The sequence below is a fragment of the Pseudomonas gingeri genome (assembly GCF_013385425.1).
Taxonomy (GTDB): domain Bacteria; phylum Pseudomonadota; class Gammaproteobacteria; order Pseudomonadales; family Pseudomonadaceae; genus Aquipseudomonas; species Aquipseudomonas gingeri_D.
This window is the reverse complement of sequence record NZ_JACAQA010000007.1, coordinates 39,318-54,558: the sequence shown is the minus strand read 5'-3', so window position 1 is coordinate 54,558 and position 15,241 is coordinate 39,318. Positions and strand designations below refer to the sequence as shown.

The following is a 15,241-nucleotide window of genomic DNA, read 5'->3' as shown; positions in this document are numbered from 1 at the left end:
TTCACGAATGAGAGCAAAACGTCAGAGGGCGTTTTGCAGGGCGAGGGTGTTTTCCAGGCCCGTCCTGGCGTCCGCCGAATGCATCCAGCGGATCAGCGAACGACGACCGCCGATGCCCATCTTGATGGAGGCACGCTTGAGATAGCTTTCCACTGTATTGACCCGTAGCGCCAGCTGGTCGGCCAGTTCCGGTGCCGTACGCCCGGCCAGCAGGCCGACGCAGACTTCGGTTTCCCGTGAGGACAGATTCAACCCGGACATCTCCAGGCGTTCGATAAAGCGCAGACGCAAGGCATCCATGCCGCCGTTTTCCAGCTCCTGGGTGATCGAGAGGGCTTCCTGACGGACCGGCGTCGGCAACAGGGCCTCGATATGCTCGCCTATCATGGGCAGCAACAGGCAGGAGAAATCCTGGAGGAGCGCGCGTTCCTGCGTGGAAAACCCCAGGGACGGATTGGATCGATAGACCGACAGTGCGTAGCAGCGATTTTTCGTGCGGCATATCAGGTGCAGGTGGTTGGGGGAAGCGTGCTGCGTGGACGCTCGCTGGCAGCAGGCCAGCTCGGTTTGAGGTGCCGGCCAGGTGTCGTCACCTGGCTGGGCGGGCTGCTTGACCGACGAGGCATTCATCAGGGTGTCGGTGCAGATCGGGCTGATGCCCACGCCACCGATACTCGAGGTGATCGACTGTGCGGCATTCGCGGTGTCGATCCGCAACTCGGTGATGTGCGTGGCGTCGACGGGCAGTTGGGCAGCAATCAGGTCATGCAGCACGCGCGGAAAATTACGGTTGCCGGTGTTGGCAATCACTTTGCCGACTGACGGGAAAAGTCTTTGCAAGTTCATCCGTTCTCCATTTTTTTATTCTGGGCACATCGGCAAGCGCCGCCCACGGTCCATGAGGATTATTGGTACGTATTAGTTTATTTGGGTCATATAACGAGTTTCGTTGCTTAAATGAGTCGCGCCGTAATCGACGGCAGGCAATGCAATCAACGGCGGCTGATCGCCTGTCAGGCACTGCATATGATTTATCTTGAGCATATTGTCATAGATTCTGGGCGTACACTCCAAGGTGCCATAGATGACTTTCTCACCCTTGCTGCCTTGTGCCACATTGTGTCGATGGAGGGCCCAGCCAGAGCGCCTTAGAATTTTTTCCATCATGGCATCTACAATAACCTCATAAGTGCTGACCTCTTGGCTACGGGCAAACTGTAACATTGCCATGAACAGTGCGGCGGTACGAAAATCAACTTTGGTCTTGCTGAAGTCGTTGCTCGATGTGTCGGTGCTCAACAGCGCAAAGCGGGTGGCCTCCCAGCAGTCAAACGGGTCGGGCCTGGACAGATCGTCACTGAGCATGAAGCTCAAGGCGCCACACATCAGGGTCGGTTTACAGGAGGGGCGAAGTCTGACACAACCGGTCACCAGTGGCCCTTTGTGGGAGTAAATATAGATCGCATCATCATTGTCATATTCATCGAATTCATAATCGCTGCCGGAGTAGCTTTCAATATCCCATTTCCGGCGATCGATAAAAGCGGCTTTGCGGATACTGAGTATTTGCTCTAATGCCTGGGTCGGCAGTTCGCTGTAGCTGGCGATAGCGATATGCACGTCGGAGAAAATGTACGAGTGCTCGGAGAAAATGTACGAGTGAGGGAAATAGCCGATCATAAGTACGTCGCGGATAGGGAGGAGGTGCTTATTTATAGTGATCCTGTATAAGCGCGGCAACTGTACTTAAGTGCAGGTGGCTGGCGAGGGCAAAGTACTGTTTAATTGTCGTCGTGAGACTTTCGCTGATCCGGCTGTTTATCGGTGTTTGGCAGGTTGTACGATAACTGTGATGGGTGGGGGGATTATAAGAAGGTGGTCCCCGTCGCTGTGACAATGCTCACGAGTTGGCCTTCTATTTGAAGAGTCTGGACGCGAATTCATCAAGCTGCAACAAAGGCAAGGGTGTTTTTGCTGTTAATAGGAAAACGGATTTTCCACTCTGGAAAATAAGTCGACTGGAAAATAAATCTATTTTGGATTTTCGGGGGGGGCATGTATTACATTGCAATTGCAATGCTCACGGTATTACTGGTGCCAGGGCCGACCAATTCGCTGCTGCTGCAGTCTGGGGTCAGTCGCGGTCTGGGCGGTTATTCACTGAAGTTGATTCTTGCCGAATGGATGGCCTACCTGATCCAGATTTCCGCCTGGGGTATATCCATCGATGCGCTGACCGCCAATTACGGCTGGGTGGTGGTGGCGACGAAGATCCTCGCGGTGGTTTTCCTGTTCTACATTTCGCTGAAGCTGTGGTTTTCGGTGCATCTGGATACGTCAGGCAAGCCCGCTGCCATCTCGGTTTCGGCGCTGTTCCTGGCGACACTGACCAATCCGAAAGGGCTGTTTTTTGCTTCGTTCGTTGCCCCCGCCGGAACCTTCATGCACCTGGAAAGTTATCTTTCATTCATGGCGATCTTCTCCCTGGTTATTCTTCCCGTGGGGATTGTTTGGGTGGGACTGGGAGCGGTCTTTGGGCGCAATCTGCCATCGATAATATCTGGTAATCGGGTCAATAGATTTGTTTCATTGGTCATTGGTTTGTTTGCCAGTATGGCATTGTATAACTTGGCCTCGAAAGTAATATTGGCGTGACGAGAACACGTGAGTCGGCCCCGCAAGTGCGAGACCTGTGCGGCGATGAAGGGGGGGCGACTCGAGCGTGGACAGTTAAAAGATATTGTGCCGAATGGCCTTGACCATGGCCTGCTTGACATTGGTACAGCCCATTTTTTCGGTGATTTTCTTGGCGTAGAATTTCACCGTCCTTTCAGTGATATTCATGATCAGGCCGATTTCCTGGTAATTCTTGCCGAGGGCCAGCCAGTGGAGGAATTCAATTTCCCTGGGACTCAGCGAGAGAAGCTCTTCCTGGCTCACCTCAATCGGTCGATATTGATGGGCAATGGTTCCGATGGCCTTGATCAGGAACATGTTCGACTGGACGATACGATCAAAGTCAGGGTCGCCCTCAACACAGGGCAGGTGCAGGGAACCAAAGGCGCTGCCGGGCTCATGAAGGGGAATGCTGAAGCCTTGATCAATGCCATAGCGCGCGGATTGTTCGAAGACTTTGCTGGGCGCATGAGTGCAATCGTTTACCGTCGTCCAGAAGAACGGCCGCGAAGTGATGGCCGCGTTGGCCATCACCGGGTCGGACTTGTAGAGCGCCTGCTTGCGGTAGGTCTCAACCCATTCGGCGGGGTAGCTGCTATGGATCGAGATATCACCGTTATCAACTAAGTGCGAATCGAGGTAGACATAGGCAAATCGTGTTATTTCCAGTTTATAGAATACCCAGGTCAAGACATCTACATAGGTTTTTGTGCTGGCCCCAGGGATGTTGTTCTCAACTTCTCTAACCAAGTCAAACGTATGTTTGATTGTGCGGAGTTTAGGCATGACAAGCGGGCTCCGGTTGGCTGGATGTGCTCTGTTATATGGATCCAAATGGGGTATGTCTGACTTATAGCATCGCCCGAAAACCATTTCAATATGTGTCAAATAGAAAACATAATTTGACGCAAGGGTGATTAAATCACTTATTTTTGACGCTTCGTGCTTTCGTCGGCTCGGCCAAGTGGTCAAGTTTTCTCGATGATTAAGGGCGTATTAAGAGTTTCGGGATAATCGCAGGGGGATGTAATGGGATCAGAGCGCCGCTCTCTTCATTCCTCCCTCAGGCCTGACGGAACCGTTCGATAGCGCCGCCCCCTCAGTCTCAGCTAAGTTTACCTGGGTAGTCTCCTCCCTGCGCCGATTGTGGCGCCGTTAAGGAGACGTCCGCAGATGAAAGCGCTGACCACAGCCGACTGGCTGAACAAGGTTCCGGAAGTGACACTGTCCTTCTGGGTGATCAAGATCATGTCCACCACCGTAGGCGAAACCGCGGCCGATTTCCTCGCTGTCGACGCCGGCCTGGGGCAGGGCCTGACCAGCATCGGCATGGCCGTACTGCTGGCCATCGCCTTGTTCGGCCAGTTGCGAACCCGTGCCTACACCCCTTGGATCTATTGGCTCAGCGTGGTGCTGGTGAGTGTGGTCGGGACGCAGATCACCGACCTGCTCACGGACAAGCTGGGCATCAGCCTGTATGTCAGCACGGCGATCTTCTCGGTGTTGCTGGCGATCAATTTCGGCATCTGGTATGCCCGCGAACGCAACCTTTCGATCAATGAAATCGTCACGCCGCGCCGGGAGTGGTTCTACTGGACGACAGTGCTCTGCACCTTTGCTCTCGGTACGGCGGCGGGCGACCTGGCCACCGAGGCCCTGGGGCTTGGCTTCACCCTCGGTTCGCTGATTTTCGCCGGGTTGATCGCCTTGACCCTGATCGCCTGGCGCCTGGGCGGCAACGCCGTGCTGACTTTCTGGATCGCCTACATCCTGACCCGTCCGTTCGGTGCGTCCCTGGGCGACCTGCTGACCCAGGCCAAGACCTACGGCGGCCTGGGCATGGGCGCCGCCTGGACCAGCGCGATCTTCCTCAGCGTCATCCTGATCCTGGTGGTCGTCGCGCAGTTCAGCGTCGGCAGCCGCAAGCTCGTCACTCGATAACCCATTCAAATACACCTAAGGAATTGTCATGTTCAACGTTCAAACCGTTATGCGCAAAGCCGCTGTTCTTTCCGTGATTGCCGTCCTCGGCCTGGCCGCCGGCTGCTCCAAACCCACTGACGCGGCCAAGGTTGCCGCGGCACCGGGCACGGCCAGCGCACCTGTGGCAGCAAGCCAGGCACCGGCCTCGAAACTCGGCGACCTGTCGGCCTTCCAGAACATTGCCGTCGATGTCGCCGCCCTGGTCGAGAAGAACGATCTGGCGGGCGCCAAGACGCGGATCAAGGACCTGGAGCTGGCCTGGGACTCCGCCGAAGCCGGCCTCAAGCCGCGTGCCGCGAGCGATTGGCACGTGCTCGACAAGGCCATCGACAACTCGCTGGATGCCCTGCGTGCCGGCAGCCCGAAACAGGCCGACTGCAAGGCGACGATGGATGAGTTGCTGAAAACCTTCAACGCCATGCAAGGTAAAAAATGATCTTGAGTCACCCGGTTCGAATTTTGTTGGCCGGATAAATCGCTTCGTGCACGGGTGAACAGGTGCTTCAATGCAGGCTCGGCAATCATCACGCAGGATGAGCGCCGAGTCTTTTTTTAGCGGAGAGGGATATGCGGGTATTACTGGTCGAAGACGATCCCATGATCGGTGAGGCGATCCAGGGCGCATTGATGGATGCCAGTTACGCCGCCGACTGGGTCAACAACGGCACGACCGCCCTCACGGCGCTGGACACCCAGCACTATGACCTGGTGCTGCTCGATCTCGGCCTGCCGGGCAAGGACGGGCTCGAAGTGCTGGGTTGTATTCGCGCCCGCGGTAACGGCGTGCCGCTGTTGATCATCACCGCCCGCGACAGCCTCGATGATCGCCTGGAGGGCCTGGATGGCGGTGCCGACGACTATCTGCTCAAACCTTTCGACATGGCTGAATTGCTCGCGCGCATGCGCGCCGTCCTGCGCCGCAAGGGCGGTACCGCGCTGTCGCAACTGAGCAACGGCGTGGTCTCCCTCGACCTGATCTCGAAACAAGCCAGTACCGTGGCAATCCCCGAGGTCCAGCTCTCCAGTCGCGAGTTTGCCTTGTTGCAGGCCCTGCTGATCCGACCGGGGGCGATTCTCTCGCGCAGCGATCTGGAAGACCGGATCTATGGTTGGGGCAACGAGGTGGAAAGCAACGCGGTGGAGTTTCTGATCCACGGCTTGCGACGCAAGCTGGGCAGCCACGTGATCAAGAACGTCAGGGGCATGGGATGGATGGTTTCAAAAAACGCCTGAGTGAGTCGGTCCAGCTCAGGCTGTCGGTCTCGCTGTCGCTGGCGATTCTGATCGTCGCCCTGCTGGCCGGAGTCTTTGCCTTTGTCTCGGCTTTCGACGAGGCCCTCGAAATGCAGGACAACACCCTGCATCAGGTGGCCGTGCTGTTCGAGCGCCAGCAGATGACGCTGGCCTATCCACGGCCGGAGGGCGTGGTTGCCGGCGACGATGAAGAGTCCCGGGTGACCGTGCAGTATCTGGGCGATGACAAGCGAGCCCCGGCCAATGTCGAGACCGGTGGACCGCTGCCGCTACCGGCGACCCTGGCCGATGGCCTGTCGACGCTGACGGTTGCTGGCGAACCGTTCCGGGTGCTGGTCAGGACCTTGGGCAACGGTCAGCGCATCGCGGTGGCCCAGGAAACCGGTATCCGTGACAGGGATGCCCGTGAAAGTGCCTGGCGCGGCCTGTTGCCGTTTCTGATCCTGTTTCCCGTGCTGCTGCTGGTGGTGGCTGACCTGTTGCGCAAGTTGTTCCGGCCTATCACGGTGCTGGCGGCGGAGATCGATCGGCGTGGCGAGCAGGAGCTCCACGCGATTGACGAAAATCATGTTCCGGCAGAAGTCCGGCCCTTTGTGCTGGCGATCAATCGCCTGCTCGGCCGGGTCGCCCAGTCGATGGAAAGCCAACAGCGTTTTGTTGCTGACGCCGCCCACGAATTGCGTTCGCCGCTGACTGCACTGTCCCTGCAAGCCGAGCGGCTGGCTGCCACCGAGATGTCGGGGCTGGCCCGGGAGCGCCTGTTTGTCTTGCGGCGGGGCATCGAGCGGGGCAAGAGCCTGATCGAGCAACTGTTGGCGCTGGCCACCGCCCAGTCGAACGCGATGCCGTCCAGTGCGCCGGTCTCGGTGCACGCGGTCTATCGTCGGGTACTGGAGGACTTATTGCCGCTGGCCGAACTCAAGCAGATCGATATCGGTGTCGAAGGGGCAGAGGACGTGCACCTGGCGCTCAGCGAGATCGACCTGCTGGCGCTGGTCAGGAATCTGGTGGACAACGCCATTCGTTATACGCCCGCCGGTGGCCGGGTCGACCTGTGGGTCAGCCGGGAGCAGGGTGGGGTGCTATTGCAGGTCAAGGACAGCGGCCCCGGTATCGGCGTTGAAGAACGCGAGCGGGTGTTCGATCCCTTCTATCGCAGCCTGGGCAGCCAAGCAGTCGGTTCCGGACTGGGGCTGTCCATTGTCAAGGCCATTGCCGAGCGTACCGGAGCGCGTATCCGCCTGGCGTACTGCGATGAGGTGGCGCAGCGAGGGTTGTGGGTTTCGTTGTGGTGGCCGCTGGCGGCGTCAGACGGTCATTGAATTTTTGCAGGGGGTTCCTGCCTCCGAAAGTGTTGGGCAAGTTTCGCCAAGGCCGGCCGATACATGATGACCGGTTTTTTGCTGTGAGGCATAGACCGTGTGTGAGTTGCCGCATTTTCTCCGGATTTAACCCGCGCTCATCACTGAACAGTAATCGAGGCATTGTAGGCTCGTTGGGTTTGTGTGCAGGCGCTTGAGTGCTCTTTTATCAAAGGTATAGCCTGAAATGTCAAAAGGCCATAGCGGCCGAACCTACAAAGGCTTAACCTCTGTGAGGTCAAGGGGGTGAGGTAAATAAGATAAAATGCTATTCACAACAATTTGGTGCCAGGTTATGAAAAAACAGCGCGGTTTTACATTGGTTGAACTAATGGTTACTGTGGCAGTTGTTGCAATTTTGGCTGCCATCGCCTATCCGTCGTATTCGAGTTATGTTAATCGCAGCAAATTATCTGAAGGGGCTAACGCTTTGGCTGCCTTGCAGGTCAAGATGGAATCCTATTATCAAAATACCCAAACCTACCAGAATGGTAGTGTCTGTGGCGTGCCTCCCGTCAATACGACTAATTTTACGATTACCTGTGCCACCAATAATGGTGGGCAGGGTTATACCTATACGGCCAGCGGAACAGGGTCGGTGGCGGGCACGAATTACACCATTGACGAGCAAGGCAACAAGGCGACCACCGGATCTTCTAACAGTGCCTGTTGGATCATTACCGGGTCGGAGTGCTGATCATGCACCGCCAAGCGGGGGTGACGCTGTTGGAAACCATGGTTGCCATTGCAATCATGGGTATCGTGATGGCCTGGGGGCTTCCGTCATTGAGCGATGTCATTTCCAACAACACCATAAAGTCCACCGCGGACGTGATTTTTTCGGCCCTCCAGGAAGCCCGATCCGAGGCGCTGAAGCGTAATACGTCAGTTTCCGCCACCCTCACTGCTACAGCAGTCACGCTCGCAGGCAGTAACTATGCTAAAACCATAAGTTTGGCGGGGGCGGGCACTGGGACAACGATCAGCCAAAATCCCGCCGGCGCGATTACGTTCACTTCTACTGGGCAGATTGCGGCCTCGGCATCCTATGTCATCTCGATTACAAACGCTTCCTGCCCGGCAAGTAATGCTTGCCTGAAAGTTGAGGCATATGGCGGCGGTTTTATCAAGGTTTGCAACCCTTCGCAAGGTGACAGAAATGCCTCGAACTTTTGCTCGTAAGCAGCACGGATTCTCGCTGATTGAGTGTTTGATCGCACTCTTGATCATGACGGTTGGTTTGTTGGGCAATGCCGCCCTGCAAGCGAAACTGTCAAACGAGTCTGCCAAATCGGATGATCGGGTAAAGGCCACCAATCTGGCTAAAGTGCTGTACGGTCAGATGGTGTCGGACGCCTCGAACCTTGCAAACTACGCTTATCCGGGGGCGGGCACTACCAGTTCGGCTGCCGCTTGGGCTGTGGAAGTCAAAAAATTGCCGGGGGCCATCGATCCCACGGTGAGCGTGGCGGCTGACGGAACTTGTTTGATTACGATTCAATGGCAAATGCCCCAGGATAATGTTGTGAATACCTACAGCGTTCCTTTCCAGGTAGATAAGACGTTATGAGGCAAAAGGGCTTCTCTCTTATTGAAGCAATGCTGGCAATGGTGATCGGCTTGATCATGTCGCTCGCCGCCACCTCGCTGGCCATCTCCTATGACGCGGGGAGAATGAGCAACATCGCCTCTAACACCGCTAACAGTAACGGGACTACGGCTGCCGAGACCATCAACACGGCGCTTGAAATGGCCGGGGCCGGACTGATCAGCAATTACGGTCAAATCTGCACCCATCTTTATTCAACTACGGCAACGAATACGAATTCAGGCATCGAGCTGGATATGATAAAGCTCGATGTGACGACAGACCCCAACTCCAATCATGTCATCTTTGCCTATGGCAGCGGTGGCAGCGCGGCTTCACTGCTTAAGGTTTCAGTGTCATTGGCCAACCCCAACGACGATATCGGTGTGCCTCTTGTCGGCTCGGTGGCGACCGGAGACGATATTCTGCTGGCTTATAGTTCCGCGGGGAGTGGCGCTGATTGCACCTTGCGGCGCGCGACGGCCCCCAATGCTGTAAACGGCAGTGCCGGAATGGTGAATATAGGTTTGTCAGCGACGGCGGAATATAACCAGGCCATTGCCGGGGTGCCCACTTATGCCGCGGATTTTTATATCGTACCTGAGCAGGTTTTCAACTATCAGGAATGGTACTCGGAAAGTGCAATGTTGAAATTCAAGAACAAAATTACCGGTAAGGTTAGCATCGTCGCCGACGGGGTGGTTTTCTTGAGAGCGCAATACGGTGTGAACAGTGGTCTTGGACTGACATGGCAAGACCAGCTTCCCAGTCAGCTCAATAGCTTGAAGGCCATACGAACGGGCATAGTGGTTCGTTCAGGGAATCGAGAAAAACAAGCCAACGCAGCTAATTGCACAAGCACAACGAATGCGACCATCAATTTTGATAGTTGGCAGAATGCGGCGAATGGTTCAGGTTCGGTAGATGTGTCGGCCCTGACCAACACAGACAGCACAGTCCTGATTCCTGATTGGCGGTGCTATTTTTACAAGACCTACACGACGGTAACACCACTGCGTAGCTTGGCTTGGGCCACGGCTCAATAAGGAGGTGGTGATGAAAAATAACCAGAAAGGTGCGGTGCTTATTCTCACCCTTGTGTTGCTGACGATATTTTTGATTGCCTCGGTTGGGTTGATCCGCTCCGTAACGATGAATGTCACCAGTGTCGGGAACTACTCCTACCGGGAAGGGGCCTTGAGCGCCTCCGATAGCATATTGACAAGGGTCAAGACCTATATCGCCGGTAAGGCAGATTTGACAGTGGCTGATCCCAATGTCTACTCCCCAACCATTCTGACCAATAGAGATGCCAACGGTTTACCCCTCCCTTGCTCCAGTGGAGATGGCTGGAGTTGCCTGACCCCAGTGGCGCTGTCCAGTAATTATTCTTCCACCTACTACATTGAGCGGCTTTGTACGGTCACTGTAGTCACCAGCACGGGAACGCAGTGCCAGGTCGAAAAACCGACAACGGCTAATGGCGGTAGCTACAGCCTGCGGGGCGGCAATCAAGATGGTAAATCGCTGGTGACGTACCCTGTTTTGTACCAGGTAACGGTGAAGACTTCTGGCCCCAAGGGCACTATGGTCACGACCCAGACAACCATTTCAAGATAACCAACGCAGTCAGTCTTGTTAAAGAGATCGAGGATGGGGGGCGCATGCATAAGCTGGCGAGACTGTTTGTAATGATTTTTCTGGCCGAGGTTGTTTCTCCGGCTTTTGCAGCGGCTACGGACATTGCTCAACTTCCATTGGGCATGCTGAATGTGGTTGAGCCCAATATGATACTGGGGATTGACGATTCCGGGTCGATGGACACCGAAGTGTTGCTGACGAGTAATGACGGTGCTCTATGGTATAACTCGACTTCCGGGAAAGCCGGCTTTACCGGATGGAATAGCTCCGATGTTTATAGTAGTGGTTACTATGCTCCGAACTATAACTCTGTCGGAGCGACAAGCACGACCTGGCTGAAGTATGAGTATCTGTTTCCCAATAGTTCCCGGAAATACGTAGACACCGCGGCGGCCGGGGAGGGCTACGCGGCACCCTTCATTCCGAGTTACGCCTACTTGCGAGATTATGAGTACAATCCCCTGTACTACAATCCCAATACAACTTATGTCCCGTGGGCACCTGATTTTTATAATGGCACCACGACCACCTACAGCAATTCAACTCCCACTGCGGCTCGAATCCACCCTACGGAAACGCCCACTGTGACCTATGACCTGACCAATACGCTAACCAGCGGTACTAGCGGATGGACGTTCAGGTTTTATACCGGGATGGTGATTCCGGGAGCCGTGATTTCAGGAATCAAGAACGGCAGTGCCAGCATCACCACCAATGTGACGGTGGGCACGAGCTCGGGTTATACGGGCTCGACGTACTACGATATTACGATCCCTTATTATCCGGCCACCTATTGGGTTAAGGATGCGACGTGCACGACCGGGACGCCTACGTGTGCAACTGCTCCAGATGGGAGCCTGCTGCACCGATACGAAATCAAGTCAGGCAACATATTCCCGTCGGGCCGCAGCTATACGGCGGAAATGCAAAACTTTGCCAATTGGTTTACCTATTACCGCAAGCGTCGACTGATGTTGTCCTCTGCCATGGCTGCTGTACTGCCTCAATTGACCAATCTTCGCATGGGCGCCCGCTGGATGGATTCCAGCAACGTGGCCAATATGGTTGATCTTAACTCAACGACACCGGCGACCAATTACCAGTACCTGCTTGGGTTGATCTATCGCGTGTTTGGTGCTGGTGGTACGCCTACCCGTACACTCTTGCAAACGATTGGTGGCCTTTATGTGAACGACACCACCAAGACTTACATTCAATACGCTTGCCAGCGCAATAGCGTCATGATCGTGACTGACGGGTTTGCTGACGCCACGACCACGACGCCTCCCACTTATTCGTCCAGTCCGTGGTTCACTTCCGCGCCCTATACCACTATCTATCCGGGCACGCTGGCGGATTTGGCGGCTTATTACTTCAGCACGACCGCTGGTAGTTCCAGCTTTACAGCGGGCCGGGTGCCTTACGATCCGAATGCGACATCCCCAAGTGCGGACAAGAACCCTAACCTGCACATGAATATGTATGGGATGACCCTGGGGGCGCAGGGGACGATTTTCGGGACGGGCTCCAATCAAGATAAAAGTCCATACACCTATGCCCCCACCTGGCCCAACCCCAACGTGTCGCACAGTCCGACTGCCGTTGATGACCTGTACCATGCAACGATAAACGGTCGTGGCAAGATGCTGTTGGCCACCGACAGTGTGAGCGCCACCGCTTCAATCAAGAGCATCATTGCCGATCTGCTGAACAAATCGGGAGCGGGGGGCGCGATCAGCGTGTCCAACATCAATATCCAGCCAGGTGACAATACGGCCTACATCGCCAGTTTCAATGCGTCCACTTGGTATGGCGACTTGGTGGCTGCACCGATTGATCTCACCACGGGGAACACATCGGCTACCAACTCACTGTGGAGTTTTCAGTCAACACTGGATGCCCAGGGATGGACGAGCAGAAAGTTTGCTTCTTATACGGGTAGCAGTGGTGCGGTGTTTCCCGGGGGACTGAGTTCCACACAAACAGCGCTTCTTAATTCCCCGAACGCCACGGACAATCTCACGGTTGCCAACTGGTTGGAGGGGGATCGTTCCAACGAAGGTACACTGTACCGTACTCGTACCCATGTCCTGGGCGATCTGGTGGATGCGGAACCGGTGATGGTGAATGACAAACGCTCCTGGAGCATAACGACTGACAGTACCTATACGACTTTCGGTCAGACGATTGCCGGGCGCAAGAGTGTCGTCTATCAGGGCGGTAATGACGGTATGCTGCATGCGATTGATGCCAGCAACGGTAGCGAGCTGTGGGCCTATATTCCAAACCTGGTGCTTTCAAAGCTTAACCAGTTGTCCCAGAAAACCTACAACCACATGTTCACTGTGGACGGCACGCCGACCGTTCGTGATGTCAATTCTTCAGGGACATGGAAGACTTTATTGGTGGCAGGGCTTCGCGCGGGAGGGAATGGTTATTACGCTCTTGATGTCACGAACCCGGCAGCCACCAGTTCGGCGGACCTGGCCTCGAAGGTGAAATGGGAGTTTCCCAACGCCAGCACTTCGTCGAGCGTGACCAATAACGTAGGGCTTTCTTATGGCCAGCCCTTGATTACCAATACGGCCGCCGGATATGTCGTCATGGCTTCATCGGGCTACAACAACAGCGGGGATTATGCGGGCCATATGTTCGTTCTGAACCCTGATACCGGTGCCGTGATTCGTGACATTTCTACTGGCTACGGAACCTCACTGGCTCCTGCAGGGCTGGCCCACCTTTCAGCGTATTCCTCGGATGGGATCACCGCATCGGCTGTCTATGCGGGCGATCTGAATGGAAATGTCTTCAAGTTCAATATCTCGGATGCCAATCCGGCGAACTGGTCCGTTGCCCGCATTGCGGTTTTGCAGGACAGCAGTGGCGCCACCCAACCCATTACTCAGAGTGTTGAAGTGGGGCAAGTGAACAGCAAGACGGCGATCTTTGTCGGCACCGGTCGGTCTCTGGCCACGTCGGACTTCAGCTCCACGCAAATTCAAAGCGTTTACGCCTTTCTGGATGATGGGACGATTTACACGGGTGGCAGTTCGCCCCGTAGCGTGCTTGTTCCGCAGACGGTCACCGTGGCGGCGGGTGGGGTCCGGACCATTACTCAGAACACCGTTAACTACTCAACGCAAAAGGGCTGGTATTTTGATTTACCCGCCGGGGAGGGGGTGACGTCGGACATGCAGTTGGCTTTCGGTACGTTGATTCTGAACTCCAACGCCCCGTCCAGCGCAGCCTGCAGTTCGAATAGCTATCAGTATCAAGTCGATGAGGGGACCGGCGGGCAGCTGGATAACTCGTACTTCGCCACGGGTATCACACCTTGGGCAGGTCGGAGTCTGGGAAGCAATCTCTCATCCCGTCCGGTGGTCGCTGTTCTTTCCAACGGGACAGTGATCAGTTTTAGCCACGGCTCCGATAACAGCGTGATCAGTCTCGGCTTGCTCGGCAAGGGCGCGACAGCCATGCACAAGATTTTTTGGCGGGAGGTGCGAGGCTAGCGTGCAATAAGCTAATGCAAAAAAGATATTTATTGATGGTTTTTAAGATCGTATAGCTTTAACCCAGTGCTGATCAATCGCTGGGTTCCTTGTCTTTCCCCTGCCTTGAGCAGCTGTTTATCGGCGTGTCAGTTCGACTGATTGCGGGATGAATACCTTTTCAAATCACAGGGGAGTGAACCATGCCGAACTCGCTGGACATCACCGCGCTGCCTTTGCTGGACCTGTCCTTGCTCGAGGGCAGTTGCGAGCAGCGTCAGGGCTTTCTCGATGCACTGCGCCATGCCGCGCGGGACGTGGGCTTCTTTTACCTGACCGGACATGGCATCGACAGCGCGCTGTTGCAGCAGGTCCAGGTCCACGCCCGGGAGCTCTTCGCCTTGCCCGAGGCGGCGAAAAACGCGGTCGGCATGATCCATTCGCCACACTTTCGCGGGTACAACCGCGCGGCTTCGGAGATCACCCGGGGCCAGCCGGACCTGCGCGAACAGTTCGATGTCGGTGCCGAGCGTGAAGCCCTGGCGCTGGATGAAAACACCCCCCGTTGGGCACGCCTGCAAGGCCCGAACCTGTGGCCTGTCGAGTTGCCGCGACTCAAGCCGTTGCTGCTGGAATGGCAGCAGGCGATGACCGCCATGTCGCTGCGCCTGCTGCGGGCTTTCGCCCAGGCCCTGTCATTGCACGAACAGGCTTTCGACCCGCTGTATGGCGACAGGCCCAATGAACATATCAAGCTGATCCGCTACCCCGGCCGCGCACCAGGCGAAAGCCGCCAGGGCGTGGGTGCCCACAAGGATTCCGGCTTCCTCAGTTTCCTCTTGCAGGACCAGCAGGCGGGTCTGCAAGTGGAGGTCGAGGAGGGCCGCTGGATTGATGCGTTGCCCCGGGACAATACCCTGGTGGTGAATATCGGCGAATTGCTCGAACTGGCCACCAACGGTTATCTGCGGGCCACGGTACACCGGGTGCAGTCTCCGCCACTGGGCAGCGAGCGCCTGTCGATTGCCTTTTTCCTCGGCGCGCAACTGGATGCGGTGGTGCCGCTGTATCCCTTGCCGACGGCGCTGTTGCGCGAAGCGCGGGGGCCGGCCAGCGATCCAGCCAATCCACTGTTACGCGATGTCGGCTGGAACTACCTCAAGGGCCGCCTGCGTTCCCACCCCGATGTTGCCCAACGCTTCTACGCCGATGCACTGCTCCCCAAGGCGCTGAGCGCCTGACCCCCA

15 protein-coding genes are annotated in these 15,241 nt (G+C 56.0%); 12 read left to right on the top strand and 3 right to left on the bottom strand.

The window, feature by feature from the left end; genetic code table 11:
* Nucleotides 1-21 precede the first annotated feature (21 nt).
* On the bottom strand, nucleotides 22-846 hold the full coding sequence (locus HX830_RS12685) for a helix-turn-helix transcriptional regulator (RefSeq protein ID WP_177100496.1): 825 nt from the start codon (nucleotides 844-846) through the stop codon (nucleotides 22-24).
* 72 nt (nucleotides 847-918) lie between these two features.
* Nucleotides 919-1,680: an acyl-homoserine-lactone synthase gene (locus HX830_RS12680; protein WP_177100494.1), complete on the bottom strand. Its 762-nt coding sequence runs from the start codon at nucleotides 1,678-1,680 to the stop codon at nucleotides 919-921.
* A gap of 375 nt (nucleotides 1,681-2,055) precedes the next feature.
* On the opposite strand from HX830_RS12680, the gene HX830_RS12675 reads away from it, so the two are divergent.
* Complete coding sequence (locus tag HX830_RS12675; protein ID WP_177100492.1) at nucleotides 2,056-2,655, top strand: LysE family translocator; 600 nt, start codon at nucleotides 2,056-2,058, stop codon at nucleotides 2,653-2,655.
* Between the two features lie 75 nt (nucleotides 2,656-2,730).
* Here HX830_RS12675 and HX830_RS12670 read toward each other — a convergent pair whose 3' ends face one another.
* The gene (locus tag HX830_RS12670) at nucleotides 2,731-3,462 is read right to left on the bottom strand and encodes a helix-turn-helix transcriptional regulator (protein ID WP_177100490.1); all 732 of its coding nucleotides are present in this window, start codon (nucleotides 3,460-3,462) and stop codon (nucleotides 2,731-2,733) included.
* A 387-nt stretch (nucleotides 3,463-3,849) separates the two neighbouring features.
* On the opposite strand from HX830_RS12670, the gene HX830_RS12665 reads away from it, so the two are divergent.
* From HX830_RS12665 to HX830_RS12615, 11 genes are all read left to right on the top strand, one after another.
* Nucleotides 3,850-4,617 carry a COG4705 family protein gene (locus HX830_RS12665; RefSeq protein WP_177100488.1) on the top strand — a complete coding sequence of 256 codons (768 nt, stop codon included), beginning with the start codon at nucleotides 3,850-3,852 and terminating at the stop codon, nucleotides 4,615-4,617.
* A 28-nt stretch (nucleotides 4,618-4,645) separates the two neighbouring features.
* Nucleotides 4,646-5,095, top strand: coding sequence for a hypothetical protein (locus HX830_RS12660; protein WP_177100486.1), 450 nt, complete (start codon nucleotides 4,646-4,648; stop codon nucleotides 5,093-5,095).
* Between the two features lie 131 nt (nucleotides 5,096-5,226).
* The gene (locus tag HX830_RS12655; protein WP_177100484.1) at nucleotides 5,227-5,892 is read left to right on the top strand and encodes a response regulator; all 666 of its coding nucleotides are present in this window, start codon (nucleotides 5,227-5,229) and stop codon (nucleotides 5,890-5,892) included.
* Nucleotides 5,868-7,235 (top strand): sensor histidine kinase, encoded by a 1,368-nt coding sequence (locus HX830_RS12650; RefSeq protein ID WP_177100482.1) that lies wholly within the window; start codon nucleotides 5,868-5,870, stop codon nucleotides 7,233-7,235. Before HX830_RS12655 ends, HX830_RS12650 begins: the two co-directional genes overlap by 25 nt.
* A 334-nt stretch (nucleotides 7,236-7,569) precedes the next feature.
* Nucleotides 7,570-7,971: a type IV pilin protein gene (locus HX830_RS12645; RefSeq protein WP_177100480.1), complete on the top strand. Its 402-nt coding sequence runs from the start codon at nucleotides 7,570-7,572 to the stop codon at nucleotides 7,969-7,971.
* A 2-nt stretch (nucleotides 7,972-7,973) separates the two neighbouring features.
* On the top strand, nucleotides 7,974-8,456 hold the full coding sequence (locus HX830_RS12640; RefSeq protein ID WP_177100478.1) for a GspH/FimT family pseudopilin: 483 nt from the start codon (nucleotides 7,974-7,976) through the stop codon (nucleotides 8,454-8,456).
* Nucleotides 8,434-8,844, top strand: coding sequence for a type IV pilus modification PilV family protein (locus tag HX830_RS12635; RefSeq protein WP_177100476.1), 411 nt, complete (start codon nucleotides 8,434-8,436; stop codon nucleotides 8,842-8,844). Before HX830_RS12640 ends, HX830_RS12635 begins: the two co-directional genes overlap by 23 nt.
* On the top strand, nucleotides 8,841-9,908 hold the full coding sequence (locus HX830_RS12630) for a PilW family protein (protein ID WP_177100474.1): 1,068 nt from the start codon (nucleotides 8,841-8,843) through the stop codon (nucleotides 9,906-9,908). Before HX830_RS12635 ends, HX830_RS12630 begins: the two co-directional genes overlap by 4 nt.
* Before the next feature lie 10 nt (nucleotides 9,909-9,918).
* A complete protein-coding gene (locus HX830_RS12625) occupies nucleotides 9,919-10,482 on the top strand; it encodes a hypothetical protein (RefSeq protein WP_177100472.1) in 564 nt (187 codons plus the stop codon).
* A gap of 44 nt (nucleotides 10,483-10,526) precedes the next feature.
* A complete protein-coding gene (locus HX830_RS12620; protein ID WP_177100470.1) occupies nucleotides 10,527-14,015 on the top strand; it encodes a pilus assembly protein in 3,489 nt (1,162 codons plus the stop codon).
* A gap of 182 nt (nucleotides 14,016-14,197) precedes the next feature.
* Nucleotides 14,198-15,235, top strand: a complete 1,038-nt coding sequence (locus HX830_RS12615) for an isopenicillin N synthase family dioxygenase (RefSeq protein WP_177100468.1) — start codon at nucleotides 14,198-14,200, stop codon at nucleotides 15,233-15,235.
* Nucleotides 15,236-15,241: the final 6 nt, after the last annotated feature.

Bases quoted from the DNA above. Each gene is read 5' to 3' on its own strand.
- HX830_RS12685 (WP_177100496.1), bottom strand. From the start codon at position 846: ATGAACTTGCAAAGACTTTTCCCGTCAGTCGGCAAAGTGATTGCCAAC.
- HX830_RS12680 (WP_177100494.1), bottom strand. From the start codon at position 1,680: ATGATCGGCTATTTCCCTCACTCGTACATTTTCTCCGAGCACTCGTAC.
- HX830_RS12675 (WP_177100492.1), top strand. From the start codon at position 2,056: ATGTATTACATTGCAATTGCAATGCTCACGGTATTACTGGTGCCAGGG.
- HX830_RS12670 (WP_177100490.1), bottom strand. From the start codon at position 3,462: ATGCCTAAACTCCGCACAATCAAACATACGTTTGACTTGGTTAGAGAA.
- HX830_RS12665 (WP_177100488.1), top strand. From the start codon at position 3,850: ATGAAAGCGCTGACCACAGCCGACTGGCTGAACAAGGTTCCGGAAGTG.
- HX830_RS12660 (WP_177100486.1), top strand. From the start codon at position 4,646: ATGTTCAACGTTCAAACCGTTATGCGCAAAGCCGCTGTTCTTTCCGTG.
- HX830_RS12655 (WP_177100484.1), top strand. From the start codon at position 5,227: ATGCGGGTATTACTGGTCGAAGACGATCCCATGATCGGTGAGGCGATC.
- HX830_RS12650 (WP_177100482.1), top strand. From the start codon at position 5,868: ATGGATGGTTTCAAAAAACGCCTGAGTGAGTCGGTCCAGCTCAGGCTG.
- HX830_RS12645 (WP_177100480.1), top strand. From the start codon at position 7,570: ATGAAAAAACAGCGCGGTTTTACATTGGTTGAACTAATGGTTACTGTG.
- HX830_RS12640 (WP_177100478.1), top strand. From the start codon at position 7,974: ATGCACCGCCAAGCGGGGGTGACGCTGTTGGAAACCATGGTTGCCATT.
- HX830_RS12635 (WP_177100476.1), top strand. From the start codon at position 8,434: ATGCCTCGAACTTTTGCTCGTAAGCAGCACGGATTCTCGCTGATTGAG.
- HX830_RS12630 (WP_177100474.1), top strand. From the start codon at position 8,841: ATGAGGCAAAAGGGCTTCTCTCTTATTGAAGCAATGCTGGCAATGGTG.
- HX830_RS12625 (WP_177100472.1), top strand. From the start codon at position 9,919: ATGAAAAATAACCAGAAAGGTGCGGTGCTTATTCTCACCCTTGTGTTG.
- HX830_RS12620 (WP_177100470.1), top strand. From the start codon at position 10,527: ATGCATAAGCTGGCGAGACTGTTTGTAATGATTTTTCTGGCCGAGGTT.
- HX830_RS12615 (WP_177100468.1), top strand. From the start codon at position 14,198: ATGCCGAACTCGCTGGACATCACCGCGCTGCCTTTGCTGGACCTGTCC.